Annotated in this window: 23 protein-coding genes, 2 pseudogenes and 1 riboswitch; of the genes and pseudogenes, 20 read left to right on the top strand and 5 right to left on the bottom strand. The window is 38.0% G+C overall.

The window, feature by feature from the left end; genetic code table 11:
- Positions 1-4 precede the first annotated feature (4 nt).
- From IQ19_RS03320 to IQ19_RS29245, 8 genes are all read left to right on the top strand, one after another.
- On the top strand, positions 5-271 hold the full coding sequence (locus tag IQ19_RS03320) for a hypothetical protein (RefSeq protein ID WP_144539786.1): 267 nt from the start codon (positions 5-7) through the stop codon (positions 269-271).
- Positions 258-947 (top strand): hypothetical protein, encoded by a 690-nt coding sequence (locus IQ19_RS03315; RefSeq protein ID WP_144539784.1) that lies wholly within the window; start codon positions 258-260, stop codon positions 945-947. The genes IQ19_RS03320 and IQ19_RS03315 overlap by 14 nt, the downstream gene beginning before the upstream one ends.
- 388 nt (positions 948-1,335) lie before the next feature.
- Complete coding sequence (locus IQ19_RS03310) at positions 1,336-2,028, top strand: response regulator transcription factor (RefSeq protein ID WP_144539782.1); 693 nt, start codon at positions 1,336-1,338, stop codon at positions 2,026-2,028.
- Entirely contained in the window at positions 2,006-4,246 is a 2,241-nt protein-coding gene (locus IQ19_RS03305) for a sensor histidine kinase (RefSeq protein WP_144539780.1), read from the top strand. Before IQ19_RS03310 ends, IQ19_RS03305 begins: the two co-directional genes overlap by 23 nt.
- 6 nt (positions 4,247-4,252) lie before the next feature.
- Complete coding sequence (locus IQ19_RS03300) at positions 4,253-4,762, top strand: RNA polymerase sigma factor (RefSeq protein WP_242020879.1); 510 nt, start codon at positions 4,253-4,255, stop codon at positions 4,760-4,762.
- A 199-nt stretch (positions 4,763-4,961) separates the two neighbouring features.
- Positions 4,962-5,573 carry a YtxH domain-containing protein gene (locus IQ19_RS03295; protein WP_144539778.1) on the top strand — a complete coding sequence of 204 codons (612 nt, stop codon included), beginning with the start codon at positions 4,962-4,964 and terminating at the stop codon, positions 5,571-5,573.
- A gap of 456 nt (positions 5,574-6,029) precedes the next feature.
- Entirely contained in the window at positions 6,030-6,527 is a 498-nt protein-coding gene (locus tag IQ19_RS03290; RefSeq protein ID WP_144539776.1) for a hypothetical protein, read from the top strand.
- A complete protein-coding gene (locus IQ19_RS29245) occupies positions 6,524-6,766 on the top strand; it encodes a DUF3231 family protein (protein ID WP_158638730.1) in 243 nt (80 codons plus the stop codon). The genes IQ19_RS03290 and IQ19_RS29245 overlap by 4 nt, the downstream gene beginning before the upstream one ends.
- A 118-nt stretch (positions 6,767-6,884) precedes the next feature.
- Here IQ19_RS29245 and IQ19_RS03280 read toward each other — a convergent pair whose 3' ends face one another.
- Positions 6,885-7,694 (bottom strand): zeta toxin family protein, encoded by an 810-nt coding sequence (locus IQ19_RS03280; RefSeq protein ID WP_144539774.1) that lies wholly within the window; start codon positions 7,692-7,694, stop codon positions 6,885-6,887.
- A 155-nt stretch (positions 7,695-7,849) separates the two neighbouring features.
- Between IQ19_RS03280 and IQ19_RS03275 the strand changes: the two are divergent.
- The 8 genes and pseudogenes from IQ19_RS03275 to IQ19_RS03240 all read left to right on the top strand — a co-directional run.
- A pseudogene (locus IQ19_RS03275) lies at positions 7,850-8,190 on the top strand (VOC family protein); the annotation flags it as partial.
- 138 nt (positions 8,191-8,328) lie between these two features.
- Positions 8,329-8,511: a DUF3934 domain-containing protein gene (locus tag IQ19_RS03270; protein WP_144539772.1), complete on the top strand. Its 183-nt coding sequence runs from the start codon at positions 8,329-8,331 to the stop codon at positions 8,509-8,511.
- 156 nt (positions 8,512-8,667) lie between these two features.
- Positions 8,668-9,036, top strand: coding sequence for a DUF805 domain-containing protein (locus IQ19_RS03265; RefSeq protein WP_144539770.1), 369 nt, complete (start codon positions 8,668-8,670; stop codon positions 9,034-9,036).
- Between the two features lie 144 nt (positions 9,037-9,180).
- Positions 9,181-9,351: a PH domain-containing protein gene (locus IQ19_RS03260; RefSeq protein ID WP_144539768.1), complete on the top strand. Its 171-nt coding sequence runs from the start codon at positions 9,181-9,183 to the stop codon at positions 9,349-9,351.
- A gap of 18 nt (positions 9,352-9,369) precedes the next feature.
- Positions 9,370-9,720, top strand: coding sequence for a nuclear transport factor 2 family protein (locus IQ19_RS03255; protein WP_144539766.1), 351 nt, complete (start codon positions 9,370-9,372; stop codon positions 9,718-9,720).
- A gap of 15 nt (positions 9,721-9,735) precedes the next feature.
- Positions 9,736-10,116 (top strand): hypothetical protein, encoded by a 381-nt coding sequence (locus tag IQ19_RS03250; RefSeq protein ID WP_144539764.1) that lies wholly within the window; start codon positions 9,736-9,738, stop codon positions 10,114-10,116.
- Between the two features lie 665 nt (positions 10,117-10,781).
- The gene (locus IQ19_RS03245; protein ID WP_144539762.1) at positions 10,782-11,132 is read left to right on the top strand and encodes a VOC family protein; all 351 of its coding nucleotides are present in this window, start codon (positions 10,782-10,784) and stop codon (positions 11,130-11,132) included.
- Positions 11,133-11,686: 554 nt separating this feature from the next.
- On the top strand, positions 11,687-12,226 hold the full coding sequence (locus tag IQ19_RS03240; protein WP_144539760.1) for a DUF1572 family protein: 540 nt from the start codon (positions 11,687-11,689) through the stop codon (positions 12,224-12,226).
- Between the two features lie 170 nt (positions 12,227-12,396).
- On the opposite strand, the gene IQ19_RS03235 is transcribed toward IQ19_RS03240, so the two are convergent.
- The 3 genes from IQ19_RS03235 to IQ19_RS03225 form a co-directional block, all read right to left on the bottom strand.
- The gene (locus tag IQ19_RS03235; RefSeq protein ID WP_144539758.1) at positions 12,397-13,698 is read right to left on the bottom strand and encodes a hemolysin family protein; all 1,302 of its coding nucleotides are present in this window, start codon (positions 13,696-13,698) and stop codon (positions 12,397-12,399) included.
- A gap of 89 nt (positions 13,699-13,787) precedes the next feature.
- On the bottom strand, positions 13,788-14,159 hold the full coding sequence (locus tag IQ19_RS03230) for a MerR family transcriptional regulator (RefSeq protein ID WP_144539756.1): 372 nt from the start codon (positions 14,157-14,159) through the stop codon (positions 13,788-13,790).
- Between the two features lie 293 nt (positions 14,160-14,452).
- Positions 14,453-15,682 (bottom strand): dicarboxylate/amino acid:cation symporter, encoded by a 1,230-nt coding sequence (locus IQ19_RS03225; protein WP_144539754.1) that lies wholly within the window; start codon positions 15,680-15,682, stop codon positions 14,453-14,455.
- Positions 15,683-15,830: 148 nt separating this feature from the next.
- Positions 15,831-15,971: riboswitch (cyclic di-AMP (ydaO/yuaA leader) on the bottom strand.
- A gap of 618 nt (positions 15,972-16,589) precedes the next feature.
- On the opposite strand from IQ19_RS03225, the gene IQ19_RS03215 reads away from it, so the two are divergent.
- Positions 16,590-16,826, top strand: a complete 237-nt coding sequence (locus IQ19_RS03215) for a hypothetical protein (protein WP_144539750.1) — start codon at positions 16,590-16,592, stop codon at positions 16,824-16,826.
- Entirely contained in the window at positions 16,805-17,476 is a 672-nt protein-coding gene (locus IQ19_RS03210) for a phosphotransferase (RefSeq protein ID WP_144539748.1), read from the top strand. The genes IQ19_RS03215 and IQ19_RS03210 overlap by 22 nt, the downstream gene beginning before the upstream one ends.
- Before the next feature lie 307 nt (positions 17,477-17,783).
- Here the strand turns inward: IQ19_RS03210 and IQ19_RS03205 are convergent.
- Positions 17,784-18,321, bottom strand: a pseudogene (locus IQ19_RS03205) (helix-turn-helix domain-containing protein).
- On the opposite strand from IQ19_RS03205, the gene IQ19_RS03200 reads away from it, so the two are divergent.
- Positions 18,237-18,605: a DoxX family protein gene (locus IQ19_RS03200; RefSeq protein ID WP_144539746.1), complete on the top strand. Its 369-nt coding sequence runs from the start codon at positions 18,237-18,239 to the stop codon at positions 18,603-18,605. The pseudogene IQ19_RS03205 and the gene IQ19_RS03200 sit on opposite strands and share 85 nt — an antisense overlap.
- A gap of 132 nt (positions 18,606-18,737) precedes the next feature.
- Entirely contained in the window at positions 18,738-19,232 is a 495-nt protein-coding gene (locus IQ19_RS03195; RefSeq protein WP_144539744.1) for a hypothetical protein, read from the top strand.
- The last annotated feature ends 368 nt before the right edge of the window (positions 19,233-19,600 follow it).

The following is a 19,600-nucleotide window of genomic DNA, read 5'->3' as shown; positions in this document are numbered from 1 at the left end:
CCAAATGAAACGGATATTATTATTGAGTTTTCTTGCATTCCTGACTGTTGCTTTAGCTTTTAAGGGTTTGGATTTATGGTCTCTCGGAACCAATGTGGATGGAAATGGCATAGGAATTCACTTTTTGGGCTTTGAAATTAATGACAGAGTTCCTAAGGCCAGTATTCCTGTTTATGCCATTGGGTTTCTTGCATCGAGTTTGGTGACGCTGCTGACTGGGATCGTTTTGACCGGCGTAAAATTTAGAGGATTCGAAAATGAATCATACTAAACTGCTGCTTCTTATAGCACTCGCAGTTTTATTTGCAACAGGGGGTTGGGTATATAAATATGTTACGAATGAAACCTATGAAGGAATGAGTATTATTCCGGAAGATCATGAGGATATTCCCTTATTTAATGGGCTGAAGCCTAGACGCGCCGATTATGTGATTGAGGGAGACCATTGGGAGGACATTTACGCCTTTTATATGAAGGAGCTTCCGGGTAAAGGGTGGAAGCTTAGACACAAAGGTTCAGCAATGGATGATAATGATCCAGGGAATAATTGGGGTGGTTTTATGTCAACCTGGACAAAGGATGGCTTTGAAGGAGAGCTCTCCCTTTCTGCCGGTTATTTTCAAGCCGAAAACGTAACGGAGGTAAGGTTTGACCAGCATATTCCGCCGAAAATCACATCGTGGATAGATAAACCACCTGCAAGTCTTTGTGTATATGCAAACCCAGCTGAAGAAAACTGTACGCCCCTTGAAGATAAAGATGATATCGAAAATATTGTTCATTTTATAGATGAAATTGCGTACGAAACCAGCCAATTTAAACAGCAAAAACAATATGGGATCATTGAATTCTTAAATGATTTAGGGGAGACTTATTTTAGTGTAAAAGTCACTCAAAAGAAGGCCAGATTCTTTTCCTTGAATCTGAGAAAGGTAAAAAGGAAATGAAGCCTGAAAGTGAATTCTTCCAGTGGACGAAACTTGAACATTTAATTAAATAAGCAAGTTCAAAAGGGACTTTTAAAAAAGTCCTTTTTATATTGGGCTCCCACATTAAGTTTCACAGATAAAAGATAGCCTTAGAATTCAAATTTTTTAAAGGCCTAACCACTAGTACCACACTAGCAAAGATAGATGAAGATCAGTGTTTTTTTATGTCTTTCAAATACAAGTCTATTTTTCCAAATCCATCCATTATAAAATTGAACCGATGCACAAAAACTTAAGAAATGCGCTTTCAATCTTAAGAAATTCTTAAGATTTCTATTACTTTAATGTTAAGATTTTACGTTTAGTATAAAAATATGAAAACGAGCTGCTGGAAAGTAGGGGGATTATGGATCATTATAATGTGCTTGTTGTTGATGATGAAAAAGAGATAAGGGATGCAATAGAGATTTATCTTAAAAATGAGGGCATTACTGTGCTGAAAGCGAAGGATGGAATTGAAGCACTGGAAATTTTGAATGAGCAGCAGGTGCATCTGATTATATTGGATGTGATGATGCCGAAGCTGGACGGAATTTCGGCTACCTATAAGATTCGCGAGAAGAAGAACATCCCGATCATCATTCTGAGCGCCAAGAGCGAGGATACGGACAAGATTTTGGGCTTGCAGGTAGGGGCTGATGATTATGTCACCAAGCCATTCAATCCGATGGAGCTTGTTGCCCGGGTAAAATCGCAGCTGAGAAGATATGTGACTTTTGGTACCTTTGAAGGCATCAAAAAGGTGATTGACTTAAATGGCCTCATGCTTGATAAGGAAGCAAAAGAAGTGTCAATCAATGGAGAACCGGTGAAGCTGACACCGATTGAATATAAGATCGTCGGATTGCTGATGACGAATGCTGGACGTGTTTTTTCTATAAATGAAATTTATGAGCGGGTCTGGAACGAGCCTTGTTATAACGCGGAAAATACAGTTGCGGTGCACATCCGTAAAATTCGTGAAAAAATTGAAATCGATCCGAAAAATCCAAGATATTTAAAGGTGGTGTGGGGCATTGGATACAAGATGGAAAAATAGATGGATTATTGCCATTATAACGCTTTTATTTGCTTATGGTGTGAGCGGCGTTTCATCTCTATTAATTAATGGCCAAGAATATAAGAACCCTGACTATTTCCACACAGCTGAGTTTAGAAGTGATTTGGATCAGTATGCCGGATACCTGGAAATGTTTGAACTGAATAACGTCACACTGGAGGAAGCCAAGAAAGCAATCAAGGTTACGGAAGAGGACATTGAGGAGCACCGCTATAGATATGGGAGCCTTCCTGCACAAATAGATAATATTAAAGCCCAATATGAACCAAGGATTCAGGAGGCAGAGGCTGCTGAAGATAGTGAATTGGCACAAAACATAACGGATCAAATGAATAAAAAAATACAGGACATTTCAAAAAACTTTGAGAGTGATGAACACGTACGTCCTAAAGTAGTGAAAGAAAAAGAAGAAAAATTAGAAGAATTCTTCAAAGAAAAAGAACGATTACGGGATCAGTACGATTTTTATGAGAAATCATTTACCTATTATTTTGAGGATACTTCTACAGGCGATGTATACACAAATTTAACTTTGTCTAAAGATGAGTCACCGGAAGAGGTGATGAAAATGGAGATGCTTTATCTTACGGATTACACTATGGACAAAGATTATAGCTACCACTTTATAATGGGGGGATATGAAGATATTACGGAGTCACTGGTAGAATCCGAATCAGGCTACTTTAAAGGTCAAATTGGCCTGGCCAATAATCTTCCCGATACAAATATGTTTGTTGATCAAAACAATCATTTCAAACAAAAACAGATTGTATTATTCGTTTATACCGGCACAGCTGTTCTGGCATTGCTCATTGCGTTGATTGCTGGCAGAAGGTCGAAGGCGCTGTCTGCTGAAATAAAGAGGTGGGATCCTTTATATAATAAGCTGCCAATTGATTTGCGAATAGTCTTTTTAGGTTTTGCTGCTATAGGCAGTATATTATCGTACTTTCTATTAAATGATTTCCTTATGGATTCCTACGAAATTTCATCACATGCAATAGAATTGATCATTGTCCTGCTTGGTGCCTCGGTTCTAAGCGGACTAACGTTTGTACAGCTGAAATATATCGCTGGTGAGTTTAAAAACTGGGATAATGCAAAGGCTGTTTTGAAAAAAAGTCTGGTTTACAAACTGTGGATTCTGCTTAGAAACATAGCAAAGAAGACTGCCAATAGCCTGCATGAAGCCTTTTTAAACCGAAGTACAGGCACTCAGCTATTTCTTATGCTCGGGTTGATTTTCGGGTTGGGAATGGGCTCGATCATCATGTTGTTTCATCCGCTGTTTGCGCTTTTTTACCTGATGTTTCTAGCCTTCATTGGCATACCGCTGGTTATGGCGCTGGTAAAACGCATCGGCTATTTCAACCGAATTCTTGAGACGACGAATGAACTGGCTTCCGGACATATGGGACAGGATTTGCCGATTAATGGGAAAAATGTGCTGGCGACACTTGCCGGCAATATCAATGTCCTTAAACAAGGTGTAAAAACTTCCCTTAGTGAGCAGGCAAAGAGTGAGCGGCTGAAAACGGAACTTATTACAAATGTAAGCCATGATTTAAGGACACCATTAACTTCTATTATCACGTATACCGAGCTTCTAAAATCAGGCGAGGTTTCTGGAGAGGACCGATCAGCTTATCTGGAGATTATTGACCGCAAATCTAAGCGGTTAAAAGTATTAATTGATGATTTATTCGAAGTTTCAAAGATGGCGAGCGGGAATATTGAGCTGAGAAAGGAAAAAGTTGATCTCGTACAATTGCTGCAGCAGGCACTCGCTGAGCATGATAACGCGATCAGTGAATCCAATCTACATTTCCGTGTCACAAACCCTGGAGTACCGCTATTCGCCCGTGTAGACGGTCAGAGGCTTTGGCGCGTTTTTGATAATTTAATAGGCAATATCCTGAAGTACTCATTGGAGAATTCCCGCGTTTATATTGCGATTGCTGCGGTTAAAGGCCAGGCCGTCATTACGTTTAAAAATATTTCAAAATACGAGTTGAACGACCAGAGTGAAGAGCTATTTGAGCGGTTCAAGCGAGGCGATAAGTCCCGCCACACCGATGGTTCAGGTCTCGGACTTGCCATAGCGAAATCGATTGTCGACCTCCATGAGGGAAGTCTGGATATTGATACAGATGGTGATTTATTCAAGGTCTCCATTTCACTGAATTTAGAGGAGTAAATGAAGATGAACAAGATTGATTTTTCAGCGCTTTACAGCTTGCATTATAAACGCCTTTTTCATATAAGCTTTTCTATCACAAGAGACTCATATCTGGCAGAGGATGTCGTACAAGAGACTTTTATAAAAGCAATGAAAAAAGCTGAAACAATACAGGACAATCAGAAAGTAGGAGCATGGCTCGCTGTCATTGCCGGGAGGACTGCCCTTGATTTTGTAAGAAAAGAAAAGAGGAAGACCGCCATCCCGATGGACCAGGAAATGATTGAATGCCTGGGGAAAAAAACAATGCAAAACGTCGAGCAGGAAGTGCAGTCAGGGTTTATGGCCGAAGAAATCAACTCGGCAATAAGACAGCTGACACGAGACTATCAGGATGTCCTTTTCCTAAAGCTGGACCAGGGATTAAAAGAGCAAGAAATTGCAAGCATTCTGAACCTCAAGCCATCAACCGTTAAAACAAGGATTTTTAGGGCGAGGAAGCAGTTGAAAATGATGGTGCAGATGAGTGCATAGATATTGAAAAAAGGAGAGCAGACCATCCGGAAAAGGAGGAATGCTCTCCTTTTTGTATTGAAAAGACTCTTTTTATTGCTTATAACCATTTATCCTTACTAATCTGCATTATAGCTCATCCCCTTAACCTAGGCTGAAATAATAGTTTACCAATTTTAAAATAGGGGAAAGCCTTTCATAGAATAGAGGAGGTGCTTTTATGGAAAAATACCAAAGTTCTTCAAATCAGCAAGATTGCCAATGGGCAGTGAACGAACAAGCAGCAAACCAAGAGGCAAACCCTTTAAACGAGGTAGTGGTTAACAAAGAAACGATACTTGCAAATGAAACCGGTGTACACAATGAAAATTCATCTACTGTACACAATGAAACCTCGTCCGCCAGCCAATCACGAAACTATCTCCTTCCCGGAATTGTCATTGGAAGTATTTTAGGAGCAGCAATGGCCCTTCGTAATCCTCAAACGCGGAAGAAGGTTACTGACACCGCTGCAAACCTAAAAGAAAATCCTAAGGAAACGATGGAAGATATGACACAGCGATTTAAAAATGCTTCATTTTCATTTAAGGAAGCCATGTCAGAAGCTAATGCGATCTTCACCATGGTCAATGACCAGCTTTTGAAAAACAAGGGATCCAATTCGATCACTGGCAATTTGGCAAATACCGCGAATTTAGTAAATGTAGCTTCAGAAGCAAAAGAGAAGTTAAAAGAGGCTGCAGCAAATCTGTCTGAAGCCGGTAGAGCACTTTCTTCATCCCCTTCCCAGACGACTGCTTCGGGAAGCAGGACTAGCGATACAGGTCAATAAATGCAAAAAGGAGCAATTTTATAATTGCTCCTTTTTTAATAGCTCAAGCGTCTGCCCGGGTTCATTCTGGGACTGGACCTTGAATGCAGTCAATAATCCGTCCCTAGTCTCTCCAACATGGACGTAATACAGAGTGGCTGCGGAAGAAATTGAGTATTGGCAAGCTGATAAAAAATCGAAACATATTAGGTAAAGGTATAAACTTGAAGGAGAAAAGTGGATAAAACAATTATTATGGGGCTTAATATAGCAGGTTTATCACTATTTTTATAGGGGCAGGCTTTTTTTACTTGAGTATCCCTATTTTAAAAAAATTCATCAATCATTTAGATTTTTTAACTGCATTATAAGAATTATTAAATCTATCCCTGTTAAAGCCATATCCCTGCATAGATGTTCTTAACAAGGGCAAAATAGTAAAAAAATTTCTCCTATATTAGGAAAAAGGAATTGCTTATGATAGGTCTAATTGTTTCAATCTTCATATTCAATCTGATTGCATTTAAAACGAATAAAAGACTAACACCTGCACAAATTGTGCAAATTTGGACGTTCACAGCTGGCTTTCAATTGCTGTTTGATATGATTGTGGAGTTTAAATACGAAAGCTATTGGTATTTTGAACCAGGTGTTGAGTGGATGGGATTGCTTCCCCGGACAGTATTGATTCCACCAGTAAATATAATATTTTTAAATGGGTATCCCTATTCTAAGGGTATTTTAAAAAAACTAGCTTACATGTTGTTATTTGTAATATGCATTTTACTATATGAGAAAGCTACAATGCTTCCTGAGCCTTGGGGATATTTCCATTATGGGTCTTGGAAGATCTGGTACTCGGCTATTGTGGATCCTATTCTATTATTGGTTCTGCTGGGATTCTATAAGTGGATTATCTGGCTGGAAACGAAAGGGATACAAAAGAAACATGACAGCAAAAAGAAATCCTTTTGAATCATACCCGCGAAACGAAGGCTGATTGTATTTCAAACTACTTTTTAAAAACGCTGAAAGATGATGACATACTTAAACTTTATAAAACTGCACTCCATTACTCCCAAAATCAAATAAAGGTTTTACGTGATTTATTTCAAAAAGAATTTCCGGTTCCTCAAGGTTTTACAGGTAAGGATTTTAACTTGAAAGCACAGCCTTTATTCCACCGATCTTTACAGTTTGTTCTATTTATATAGCATGCCTATGCATGGCGCTCAGGATACAGCTGCCGATATGATGATAGCAGCTGCAATCTCCTATTAAGGTTCAGCGCGTTTTTCAAGAAAAGAGCAGATAGGTAAAGAAGGGGAAAAATTACTTATGACCATGGGCTTTTTTTAGAAAGCTCTCATACATATTTTTATCGTTTAGGATTCTGGAAATAATGAGAGTAAAACGATCTCTGCTTTCAAAAATATGATAACTATCAGTAAGGTCTTTTATTGCTAAAAATGTTTTGGTTACAAGCTTGTGAGTATTTTCAATAACATGATGGGGAATCGTTCTGCCTGTTAGTTTTGCCCGCTTCTCGGCACGTTTTATGGCAAGAGACAAGGGTGTACCCAATACATATAAATGAATTTCATAGCCTTCCTGCCGGAGTTTTCGAACTAAATGCTTATATTTCTTTGGATTAGCAAGTGTCCCTTCGTAAATAAAGGAAACTTGCTTCATTATTAAACTTTCAACTAACATATTCCTGATGTCGCATGATTCTTTGTGCACGAAAGAAGCTGCTTTTTTAGGACAAGATCGTTTTAGCTGCTCATATTCAGGTATGAAATTTTTAATAATATCCAGGTCTACCGTTAGGAAATTACATTTATATTGTTTGGTTTTTTCCATTACGATTGTGTCCCTTAGAGTTGTTTTTCCAGTGGCAGTCCCTCCACCGATCAAAAAAACAACGGGCTTTTGTGCCTCCTTAAAAGATTTAGTCCCTTTCATAAGGTCTTTAATTATTTTTAAATGTAAGCTCCTGCGATGGGGGTCGTATTTGTTAGTCGGTAAACTATAAATTTCTTTCATGTCTTTTTCAAATTTTTCATATCTGGCTGACCTGTTATGATAAAACCTCCTTGCATCACGGATTACTGCATTACGGATCAGTTTCATAAAATTCATTTATCATCACCACTATAGAAATATGCTCTACTATGCCTTTTAATGTTATTCTAAGATGTTGACAGGTTTTTCTAAAACAAAAGGTAAAAGGAGCTTGATTATATTGTCAAAAGTCACCCCATTTTTTAATGTTCCAGGGAAATTAGGAAGAAGCCATGAACTTTTACACTTCTTTGATTGAGGATTCAGAGATAACAAGCATCACTCGTTACGGAGCAAATGGACCAGGTGAATAGGGTAGTGTGATGAATGCAACCTTTTTATTAAAAAGGGCAGGAGTTTATGTGCATTGATAGCAATGTGAAACATGAATTTACGTTTACCCCATCATTTTCTATTTATATCACATGCGATACAGAGGAGGAAATTGACCAACCTATATAAGAACTTAATAGCTGGCGGCAGTCCTTTCATGCCGTTTGATGATTATTCATTTTGTAAGAAGTTTGGCTGGATCGTAGATAAGTTCGGTGTATCGTGGCAGCTTAACCTTCCAAAATTAAAAAAATGCTATAAACTGCCCTGCTTTAAATTTATGCATGTTGCCTATGTGTTTATTTTTTTGATTTTACAAAAACAGAAATGGATTAATTAGAATATCCATTAGCATATAAGAATATTGGAGATGATTTTAATGAGTAAAGCAAAAGCCAAGAGCGGAACAGGCAGAGGAACAGGAAAGAAGGGCTGGAATCGTTGGCAAAAGAGTGCAAACAAAGCCAAAAGTGCGAAACCCTATAAAAGCAAGGGTGTAAAACATGGGGAAAGCACAAAGTCGCCAAGTAGTGGTTATGATGACAGCTTGGATAAAAAGTAATTGCTGATAAATACATGCCCAAAACAAGCCAGGAATTAATTGGCTGGAAAATTACACCTCAAGCAATCCTATAAAAATCAGTACCATAACTGTCTACTTTAAATCTTATAGAATTGCTATAATAATATAGACTTGCGCAGCGGAGGTGAATACAACATGAGCTGGTTTATAGCAGCGTTACGAAAAACATTTAATTTCAGCGGAAGGTCCAGACGAAAAGAGTACTGGATGTTTATACTGTTTACGTTTATTATTTCAGTCATTCTTACGATTTTGGAGATGGCTCTTGGACTGGAGTTTAACGAAAATTTTGGGATCTTAACAACCCTATTTTCTCTTATCCTTTTAATTCCGAGTCTTTCCGTAACAGTTCGCAGACTTCACGATACTGGAAAGAGCGGCTGGTGGATTTTAATATCTCTGATTCCTTTAATCGGGGGAATTGTTATCTTGATCTTTACTTTAAAGGACAGCGAGCCGGGCTCGAATAAGTACGGTCCAAATCCGAAAAAAGCTGCAATTTAATAAAAATCCTGGCCATCCATGTGGCTGGGATTTTTATTTTTATGAAACTTATTTAACAAAGTATTCGTATTAAAAGGTGAGCTTAATTTTTATATAAAAGGATTTATCCAGATTTAGATGAAATAACGCAAATTTCATCTGCTAATGAGTATGTATACCGGTTACAGAATTCTGTCATCGAAAGACGCTATAGAATTTTTTTACAAAAAAGCTTTATTAAGGAGCGTCAAGGTTTCGCCTGAAAATAAGGAATTGTTTATCTCTGAAATAAAGAAACGCTGTCCCCGGGTAAAGGTTCATGATTTAATTTTTTGACAGAAAGGAATTTAGGTGATGGAACAATTAAAACAACAAATTCTTGAACTGGAGCTAAAGCTACTTAAACCTGAAATCCGTACTTCTCCTAAAGAGATTGATAAGCTGCTTGCGGAAGGTTTTTTTGAATTCGGAGGCTCTGGAAACGTCTGGTATAAAAAAGATTGCATTGTACCAGAAGGAATCGGAGTGATGAAGATGACACTTTCCGAGTTTAATCTTCACCCATTATCAGATGATACAGTGCTGGCAACCTATCGGGTAAGGGACGATACCAGAATGCAGAATTCGCTGCGCAGCTCTATATGGAAATTCATCGATGGCAGATGGCAGATGTTTTTTCATCAGGGAACGATCACAAAGTCCTAAAAAGGAGGTGGTATCTTGGGCAGGGAAATTCATTTTGGAGAAGAAGAACTTACTTTAAAGCTAACAGGTCTAACAGGATATTTTGCTCTGAAGCGGAAAATCATCATGCCTTACTCTATGATCAAAAATGTTACGGTTGACTATTTTCAAGCTCCCCAATGGATGCTGAGGATGCCCGGTACTTCAATTGCTCCTTTAAACATATATGAAGGCAGCTATAAATACGGGAATGAGTGGTATTTTCTTTCCTACGAACGCAGAGAGCCGTTAATAATCATTGGTCTGGAAGGCCATGTAAAATATAAATATGTTATTTTTCAAATCGATCAGGCAACAAATTTAGCTGCTGAGGTTCGGAGACGAATAAATGAGTTAAATACCTTAAGCAAGCTATAAATAAGGTTATGAGAATCTTTTTTAAAAAAGCGAGGTGTTTATTTGCGGAAAAAGCTAGAAAAAAGGCTTTCCTATCTTTACTCAGGTGAAACGATGAAGCATACATAGGAAGGGTTGCCGTTTACGTTTTAGGAAAAGCAATCACAGAGGGAGAAAGTGAATTTGAGACCATTGCTGCAATACTATGTTAATTTATTGAATGGAAAAATCATTTATTAATGCTGATAAATATTGAACTCTATGATTAAAGTAGCGAATTTCTTTAAGCTAGCTGCCAATTCCGGCGGCTTTTTTTATGTTTTAAAACAGGAGGAGTTTTCCAGTTTTTATTGAAGTATAGTGATAGGATTTTTTTCAGGAGGCTTTTATGTGGGAGAAGCAATTTGTTCATACAAACAAAGGATTGTTCGAGATTTTTACCCAAGGGTGGGGTGAACCGTTGTGTGTAACTCATTTATATAGTAGTTTAATGAATTAGGAAATTATTTTGCGGATGTTTTTGTTAATGATTTTAAAGTTTTAATAAATCTATCTAAAAGATGCTGGGAACTCGTGTTAAGCTGAGGGGGAAGAGGAGCTTAGCATGCGTGAGACGGCTAAAGAGAAGTTTTTGGAGATGGTGACTGATTTTGAAAAATTAACTTAGGAAGAAAGAAGGAGATAACATGGCAAGAGTAGTTGGATTTGAATTAAGCAGCCAGGATCCGGAAAAAGCAGCCGAGTTTTATTCCAAGGTTTTCGGCTGGGAGATTTTCGAACCGAATTGGGATTATTGGCCTATAAAGACTGGAGAAGATAAGAATCCAGGGATTAACGGGGGCATTGGCAAGGGGCCAAACGATTATCCGCATGGAACCCGGATTCAAATAGAAGTGGATTCAATTGATGAAGCTATTTCTACAGCTAAAAACAATGGTGCAATGGTGGTAAGAGATAAAATGGAATTTGATGATTTTTATCTTGCTTACCTGGTGGACCCTGTTGGAATTAGCTTTGGTCTTATTGAGAAAAAATAAAAAGATGGTGAGGTGCTCCAAATGGCATCGCATTTGTTTTTAATGCGTAGAAAAGAGTATTAGCATATATGGTAAAATAAGGTGATTGCTTAGCAAAGAGAACTTTTTAGATGTTAACATAATCATTCCTTTGATTAACGACGAAATCAAGGTGGTTCAGCTAGAAAGGTAGTTAATGGGTCCGATTAACGACGAAATCAAAGGGGTTTATCAGAGAAAGGTAGTTAATCCTGCCGATTAACGACGAAATCAAGGTGGTTCAGCTAGAAAGGGTAGTTAATGGGCCCGATTAACGACGAAATCGAAGGGATCCAGCTAAAAAAGGTAGTTAATCCATCCGATTAACGACGAAATCAATGAGGTTTAGCTAGAAAAGGTCGTTAACGGCGAAACCGATAGGGTCTAGCAAAAAAGCTGTTAAAGCATCCAATTAATTCGAAATCCCATAGGAAATAAGCAGCTTTCCAATAAATAATTTTTGCATAGGTGTTAATTATAGTAAGTCTTATTGTCGTAAAAGGTATTGCTGTTGGTGCAAAAGAGGAGGGTTTTTATTGAATGTTGGCCATAATTATTTAAAGATTGTAGTGAACAGGTTTCAAAGTGTGAAGAGTCTTGGCGATAAGACTATTAAACAGCTTTCGGCAGAAGAATTGAATTGGGCTTATAATAAGGAATCAAATAGTGCAGCAGTGATTATAAGGCATATGAGCGGCAATATGGTCTCAAGGTGGACTGATTTTTTAACAACAGATGGTGAGAAACCGTATCGAAACCGTGATGAAGAATTTTCAACAGCTAATGCTTCTAAGGAAGAACTCATTCAAAATTGGGAAAAAGGCTGGCAGGTACTTTTCGCCACATTAGATGGTTTAAATGAACAGGATTTACTAAAGGATGTTTTTATTCGCGGTGAGAGCCATTTAGTTATAGATGCCATTGAAAGGCAGATGGCTCATTATGCTTACCATGTTGGACAGGTTGTCTATATTGGCAAGCTATTAAAAAGTGAGAAATGGGAAAGTCTTAGTATACCGAGAGGTAAATCTGAAGAATATTTGCAAGATATGCTTGATAAACACCAGGACAAGTAATTGAGCCAAAAGATTGGATTGCTATGGAAGCTCTTTTGTTTCTTAGTAAGTAAAAATTAGTATGAAAACATTTCCGAATAGGGAGCTGACGATCTGGAAAATTTGGTTCTGATTGCGGTATACATAAAAAAGAGCTGACGGAATTAGAATGTCCATCAGATCTTTGCTTTTTATAATTTAACAACTTCCAAATAATGCAGCTGGTGCCCGTCTTTTTCATGTACTTTAAATGTAAAGCCTTCAGCTTCAATGGCAGTTCCGATATCAGCGTCATCCATATGCTGAGTCAGGAACCAGCCGCCAATTGTATCTACATCTTCATGGTGAAAATCAGTCCCAAGTAAATTGTTTACATCTTCTATAAGCAATTTGGAATCCAGAATATAGTGATGGTCATTTAATTTTCGAATTTCAGGGATTTCATCTTCGTCAAATTCATCCCGGATTTCACCGACGATTTCCTCCAGGATATCTTCTACGGTTACTAAACCGGAAGTGCCACCATATTCATCAATAAGTATCGCCATATGTGTCCGTTCCTTTTGCATTTTGACAAGCAGGTCATGAATCGGAATGCTTTCAATGACATGGATGACAGGATTAATGAAGGAATCCAAATCCAGTTTTTCCGGCTTTAATCTGTTTGTCAGATTGGCTGTTAAGAATTCTTTCACATTGATGAAACCGCGAATATTGTCTTTGTCGCCATCTTCCACAGGGTACCGCGTGTAATTTTCAGATTGAATCGTGTCGATTATCTCTTTAAAGCTGTCGTCAATGGAAATCGTGATCATTTCTGTCCGCGGAACCATGATCTCTTTTGCTACTCTTTCGTCAAATTCAAAGATATTGTTCATGTACTTCAATTCATTCTTATTAATTTCACCGCTTTTATAACTTTCCGATAAAAGAATCCGGAGTTCCTCTTCTGAATGGGCGATTTCATGTTCGGATGCCGGCTTTAATCCGAATAGGCCAACAAGGACACGCGCTGATCCATTTAAGAACCAGATAATTGGATAGGCAATTTTATAAAACCATATAATCGGTTTTGCAAATGCCAAGGTAATAGCTTCTGCCTTTTGAATGGCAACAGTTTTGGGAGCAAGCTCCCCAATTACAACATGAAGGAAGGTTACAAGGGCAAAAGCAATACCAAACGATAGTAAATGGGTCACCGATTTATTCAGCTCAAAATACTCAAACAATGGGTGCAAAAGCTTCTCAACAGTAGGTTCACCAAGCCAACCTAGTCCTAATGCAGTCATGGTTATTCCTAGCTGGCAGGCTGATAAGTATTCATCTAAATGAGATACGACTTTCTTGGCCGCTGCTGAGCCTTTTTTTCCTTCAGCTATGAGCTGTTCGATCCTCGAAGCACGGACCTTTACTATGGCAAATTCCGTTGCGACGAAAAATGCGGTTAATGCTATTAATAAAGCGATCAGTAATAAATTAATGGTTGTGGTCAACGAGCAGTCTTACATAAAGTAAGACTTACACCTCCTAAAGATTGGTTAAAGTTCTGGTTCCCTGCACAATATCAGTGCAGAAGTATTCATTAGCTCAGCAATAAGAGCAATGACTGAATTAATGATAAGCTTTCGTTTGATAATTTCTTTTTAAAGTGTTCATATTTATTTGGATCAGATTCTTTCAACTGAGAAAGAGCCTTAGTTACATCCTTCTCCAAATCCTGTATTTTTAAGCGGAGTTCAAGAACATCCACTTCTTCAGAAAATTGGCTGATCACCTTATTCTTAATTTCCTCTAATGATAATCCATCACCTTTACATTTTTCAATAAAAGCAATCCGTTCGATAGAGGAGTAATCATAATAGCGGTAATTTGAAGGGGAACGTTCTGCTTTTAATAAGCCCAGTGTTGTATAGTAATCTATTGTTCTCTTGGTAACGTTAGCTTTCTCAGCCAACTCCCCAATTCTTAACTTCTCAGCCCCATAAGGACCACTCCAAACTATAACGTAATGGTTTATGAATTAATTATACTAGAAAGTGATTAGTTAGCAAGAAAAATGATTATATGACGAAGGACTTTTTGTCCTTATCTTCAAGGAGTTTCGTCTTTCATAGGTTTGATGAAGGAAATCTTGGTCTTTCCTAAAGGAGTATTGTCCTTCATGGATTGAATGAGGGATCCTGTATTGGCTGTTCCTTTATTTTAATCAATAAAAAAACGGCACTGCGAAACAGTGCCGGCTACAATTTATGAATTTACCTTAAGTCCTTCTCTTTTTTCCTCAGTTTCTGCCACAATAACTGCGCATGCAGCGTCACCAGTAATATTGACGGCTGTACGTGTCATATCAAGCAGGCGGTCTATTCCGATAATTAGAGCAATACCTTCGACCGGCAGGTTAACTGAATTCAGGACCATAGCCAGCATAATCAGGCCGACTCCCGGTACACCAGCAGTACCAACGCTGGCAAGAACGGCTGTTAGGACAACAGTGATAAGCTGTGTGAAGGTAAGATCCACGTTGAATACCTGTGCAATGAAGATCGTGGCGACCCCCTGCATAATAGCTGTTCCGTCCATATTGATCGTGGCGCCGAGCGGCTGAACAAAGCTGCTTATGGACTCAGGCACTTTCAGGTTTTTCTGGGCTGTGCTCATGGAAATCGGCAAAGTGGCATTACTGCTGGATGTACTAAATGCAACACCCATCGCAGGTGCAAAGCCTTTAAAGAACCATAAGGGACTCTTCTTTGCAAAGACGGCTACTGAAGTTCCATAAGTCAAGATGGCATGTACAATAAGTGCAAGTACGACGACGATCATATAAAGGCCCATCGCTTTAATGGCATCAAGGCCCTGGCTGCCGACAGCGGAAACAATCAGGCCGAAAGTTCCATATGGAGCAAATTTCATTACCAGATTTACAAGATACATCATAAGGTCATTGCCTTGTTCAATTAAATTCAATATTCCTTTTGTTTTGTTTCCCAGCATTGTCAGGGCAAAACCGACAAATACAGAGAATGCAATAATCTGAAGCATATTTCCTTCAGCGAAAGCTTTTACTGGATTGGTTGGAATAATATTTAATAGTGTGTCAGAGACAGGGGGAGCTTCCTTTGATTCATACTCCACATTGGTTATATCAAATTCTCCAACATTTCCCGGCTGTAAGATAGCTGCAAGGGAAAGTCCAATGATGATCGCTATACTTGTTGTTATAAGGAAATAAGATATGGTTTTAATGCCTATCCGTCCAAGTTTCTTTGGATCGCCAAGACCTGCAGTTCCAAGCGTGATTGAAAAGAATACAATTGGAACAACAAGCATATTTATAAGGTTTAAAAATATCTTTCCAAGCGGAGTGAAAATAAATTGATCCAGCTGCGGGAAAATGCCAGGTGCAAAAATATTAATGAACAAACCTGTGATTCCTCCAGCGATCAAGGCAATAATAATTTTAGTTGATAACTTCATGACGATTACCTCCAATAGCTAAAATATACAAAGAAATACAAGAGCTAGGATTTTTACTTTTCCTATAATACCCATAACTCAGATGAATTCCCCTAAAATTGGCAATAAAAAAACACAGAGGCAAAAACCACTGTGCAAAACTGCCGTGTTTTCCTCTCAACACGCTTACGAGGTTAGCTGTCGGGTTCGGGTCTTGAGAGTACCCTACCTTAAAAAAGGATTCACCCCAAATACTTATAAAATAAGTACAATTGGTTCCCCCGCTCAAAAGATTAAGCGAATGTCTTATAAAGTTTTTATTGTATAATATTAGGTTGTTGAGAAATGTCTAGTTTTAAAGTTTTTGCCGTTCCAGGCTTATAACTATTTCTATTGTAATGATAGTAATTTAATATGAAATTTTAAATTTGTCAATTTAAAAATTAGAAGTTAAATCTATTGTCCTATTTTTTTTCCTGTTTTAAATCACAAATTACGAATCTATGAAAAGACAACTCAAATTAAACTTTATTAGTTCAAAATGAGCTGCCTTTTACAATGAAATATTTATTATTAAAAGTTCAACCATCTTAATAATGGATGTCTATTCTTGTCTTTAATTTTTACATCTTTCATATTTACCTGTTCCTGGTGCTCTGATAGCCATTTTTTTAGCTCTGCCTTGTCCTTACAATGTGTATAATACATTTCTCCATTTTTGCCTGTTGCGCTAACGACATATCTGCATGTATTCCCCATAGTACACCCTTTTTCAATTAATATCTTAGAGAATTATAACAAGTATTTGCAGAATGTCTACCATTTCTTTTAAAACAATCTTGGGCATGTCTATCGTTTAGAGTAGAAACAAGGAAGTTTGCAGAAAAAATAGAATAAAATAAGTGATGAATCTTAGTGGGGGATATGCATGCGCAGGCCAAACGAGGAGAAGAATTTGGGAATTTTAGTAAAGAAAATTCATCCGGATAACAGGCTGAATAAGGTATGGGATTTAAAAGGTGGAGTTTCAGCAGAAGTAAAAGGTCTTGAAGTGGTAAGGCCTGGTGGGCATATTTTAAAAATGGTGGTCCGCCAGTATGGGGATGCTGATTTTTCAAGGAATCCAAACATGGCCGCTGATGAATTAATGTTACTAAGGGTTTAAAATCAGAGGGGATTCTAGTTCCGTCACCGTATTATCTTGAAATTACTGAAGAGATTTTTTCCAGGCCATGTCTGGTTATAGAGTTCATAGAGGGAACAACTGAAATTCCTGCTGAAATGGAAAAGGGTTATTTGGAACTTCTAGCTGTGGAATTAGCAAAAATCCATCGTTTGGACATCTCAAAATATAATTTAACCTTTCTGCCCAGAAAGGAAGAGATGTTTGCTGAGATGCTGGAGAAAGTTGACGCTGATGACGCGGTTCTAGAAGCATTGAAATCAGTCTTTCCGTTGCCTGAGAGAAATACTGATGTCTTGCTGCATGGGGATTACTGGCCAGGAAATATTTTGTGGAGTGATGGCAAGATTGTTTCCATAATCGATTGGGAAGATGCTTGGATAGGTGACCCGCTTGCAGATTTGGCGAATGGACGATTGGAAATTCTTTTTCAATTAGGAAAAGATGCTATGATTTATTTTACTGAACAATATAAATCGGTCATGACAAAAGTTGATTATTCCAATCTGCCTTACTGGGATCTTTGGGCTGCATTACGTCTTTCCAAGTTTACGGAATGGGAACTTGATGAAAACATTTTAAAAACCATGAAGGAAAGAATCAACTGGTTTATATCCCAAGCAATTGACTAGATGAAATCATTGGAATTTTTCAAAAAGCAGAACTAAAAAATTCCAGACAGCACTGGGCTTCTATTAATCGCCAAGGGTGGAGAGTGAATGGGGTATTGGTTCGGATTTCATATTGGTTATTGATCGTGAGTTTTTATTGAATGCAGGTATATCAAAAAGGTTAAAAAAATACTAGTAATTGGCAGCTTTTTACCGTTACTATATGGTGTACTATTTTTCAAAACACTTATGTATGGAATGAAACAGTAGTGTACGATAGAAAAATGTCCAAATGAATTAAAGAATGCCCTCATTCAAGGGCATCTTTTTATAAAACATCATTCAATTCGGTATCAGAATACACGGAGATTAAGACCACGGCCTTTTCATCTGTAACGTTTTTGGCGAAGTGCGGGACACTTGCATTCCAGCTGAAGGAATCACCGGCTTCAACAATAAATGAATCTTCTCCCTGTTCGGCCATAATTTTCCCCTCCAGGACGAGATGGCACTCTTCTCCTTTATGCATGTTGTTCACCCATGGATGGCTCCAGGCGGAAATGCAACAATCATCATTCTCAGGCCGCCTTTTGACGTTAAATGTTCTATTTTTAGGTTGTTAAAAGTCGAAGTCGTTCTTTCCTCTTTTCGGACGACTCTCATATGCTGTTTCTTCTCCAGCAGCAGTAGGGAAGCGGGACGCCAAGAAACTCTGCAATCGTACTCAGAGTATTAATGGAAGGGGACGTATTATTATTTTCCACATTGCTGATGAAGCCTTTTGATAATCCCGTCCCTTCAGACAACTGTGCAATGGTACACAGCGGGATGGTTTTCAAGTATTGGCCTGCCAGGATTCCTGGCAACTGTTGTTACTGCTATTGAGCTGGTCGGCGGAATTGCATTAGTTCTTGGTTTATTCAGCAGGGCGGTATCTGCCTTATTCGTCTTACTCATGGCAGGTGCCATTATTAAAGTGAAATTAGCGGGTGGTTTCCTCGGCAATGGCCAGGGGGCCGGATATGAACTGGACCTTGCTCTTCTTGCAATGGCTGCGACAATTGCAATTACAGGCTCCAAATTATTTGCATTAGATCAGATGGTTTTTAGAGGGAAAGAAAACAGCAGCAATTCTACTTCCATTCAATAAGAGCTAAAGGCATTACTTCATGCAGAGGTAATGCCTTTTTTTGGGATGGAGGGAAACTGCAGATTATTATGAATAAGAATGCTTCCTTAAATAGAAAATAGTTATATAAAAGGGAAAATGGGGGGAGTGCAGATGGATAAAAGAAAGGCAGTTTCAATCATAACCTTGGTTGTGCCCTGGCTAACTGTCCCTTTATTAGGCAAAAAAAGTTTTGTCCGTTTTTTGCCGGCAGCTACTTTCATTGGCTATTTCTTTAGCATATTAAGTGAGATTGCAGCCGACCGAAAATGGTGGAAGGTAAAGAATGCCCTATTTCCTCGATATCGCCAGGATTTTTCATATCTCTTGGGCCTGTTTTTTATTGTAACCTTATGGGTATACAAGTTAACTTACAAAAACTTTTTTAAATATCTCTTACTGAATGCAGTGATTGACTATATTTTTATATTTTACATCGTAAAGTATTTTACAAAGGTAAGGGTATTCGAGTTCAGGAAAATGCGTCCTAAGCATTTTTATTTCTTGTCTATAACGATGGCGGCAATCATCTATTTTTATCAAAAGATCGTTGAACGTGTTATTGTCCAGGAGGTTAAGAAGGAAAAAGAATACATAGTAACTAAATAAAGAGTCTGTTTCCGATTCGGGGATAGACTTTTATAATTTTTTTAATATAAAAAGTTATGAATAAACTGGCTTGAGGAAGAGGAATCGTTGGTTCAGTAAGAGTTCTGTAGAGACAAAGGACACATTTTTATGTGATTATAATGAAATCCAGTCTGAAAGAGGCTGGATTTCTTTTATGAAGTGAATTTTTATTAAAACATCGGCGGTATCTTCACCGGTATATTGTTTTCTATGCGTATAAAATAATTTCTCTGCACATGAAAATATTTACCCGTACAAAGATGATATTCTCCAATACTTAAAGTTACTTTCTATTTTCTTTGTTTGAATAAAGTAATTTACCACCCTTTAATGGAATCTTAAATAAA

The organism is Cytobacillus oceanisediminis (genome assembly GCF_007830235.1).
Lineage (GTDB): Bacteria > Bacillota > Bacilli > Bacillales > Cytobacillaceae > Cytobacillus > Cytobacillus oceanisediminis.
The sequence above is the reverse complement of the archived record's forward strand: the minus strand, read 5'-3'. Positions and strand labels throughout refer to the sequence as shown.

Coding starts and splice junctions, on each gene's coding strand:
- IQ19_RS03245 (WP_144539762.1), top strand. CDS start 10,782: ATGGCAAGAGTAGTTGGATTTGAATTAAGCAGCCAGGATCCGGAAAAA.
- IQ19_RS03225 (WP_144539754.1), bottom strand. CDS start 15,682: ATGAAGTTATCAACTAAAATTATTATTGCCTTGATCGCTGGAGGAATC.
- IQ19_RS03300 (WP_242020879.1), top strand. CDS start 4,253: ATGAACAAGATTGATTTTTCAGCGCTTTACAGCTTGCATTATAAACGC.
- IQ19_RS03260 (WP_144539768.1), top strand. CDS start 9,181: ATGAGTATGTATACCGGTTACAGAATTCTGTCATCGAAAGACGCTATA.
- IQ19_RS03310 (WP_144539782.1), top strand. CDS start 1,336: ATGGATCATTATAATGTGCTTGTTGTTGATGATGAAAAAGAGATAAGG.
- IQ19_RS03280 (WP_144539774.1), bottom strand. CDS start 7,694: ATGAATTTTATGAAACTGATCCGTAATGCAGTAATCCGTGATGCAAGG.
- IQ19_RS03255 (WP_144539766.1), top strand. CDS start 9,370: ATGGAACAATTAAAACAACAAATTCTTGAACTGGAGCTAAAGCTACTT.
- IQ19_RS03295 (WP_144539778.1), top strand. CDS start 4,962: ATGGAAAAATACCAAAGTTCTTCAAATCAGCAAGATTGCCAATGGGCA.
- IQ19_RS03320 (WP_144539786.1), top strand. CDS start 5: ATGAAACGGATATTATTATTGAGTTTTCTTGCATTCCTGACTGTTGCT.
- IQ19_RS03195 (WP_144539744.1), top strand. CDS start 18,738: ATGGATAAAAGAAAGGCAGTTTCAATCATAACCTTGGTTGTGCCCTGG.
- IQ19_RS03215 (WP_144539750.1), top strand. CDS start 16,590: ATGCGCAGGCCAAACGAGGAGAAGAATTTGGGAATTTTAGTAAAGAAA.
- IQ19_RS03265 (WP_144539770.1), top strand. CDS start 8,668: ATGAGCTGGTTTATAGCAGCGTTACGAAAAACATTTAATTTCAGCGGA.
- IQ19_RS03270 (WP_144539772.1), top strand. CDS start 8,329: ATGAGTAAAGCAAAAGCCAAGAGCGGAACAGGCAGAGGAACAGGAAAG.
- IQ19_RS03290 (WP_144539776.1), top strand. CDS start 6,030: ATGATAGGTCTAATTGTTTCAATCTTCATATTCAATCTGATTGCATTT.
- IQ19_RS03315 (WP_144539784.1), top strand. CDS start 258: ATGAATCATACTAAACTGCTGCTTCTTATAGCACTCGCAGTTTTATTT.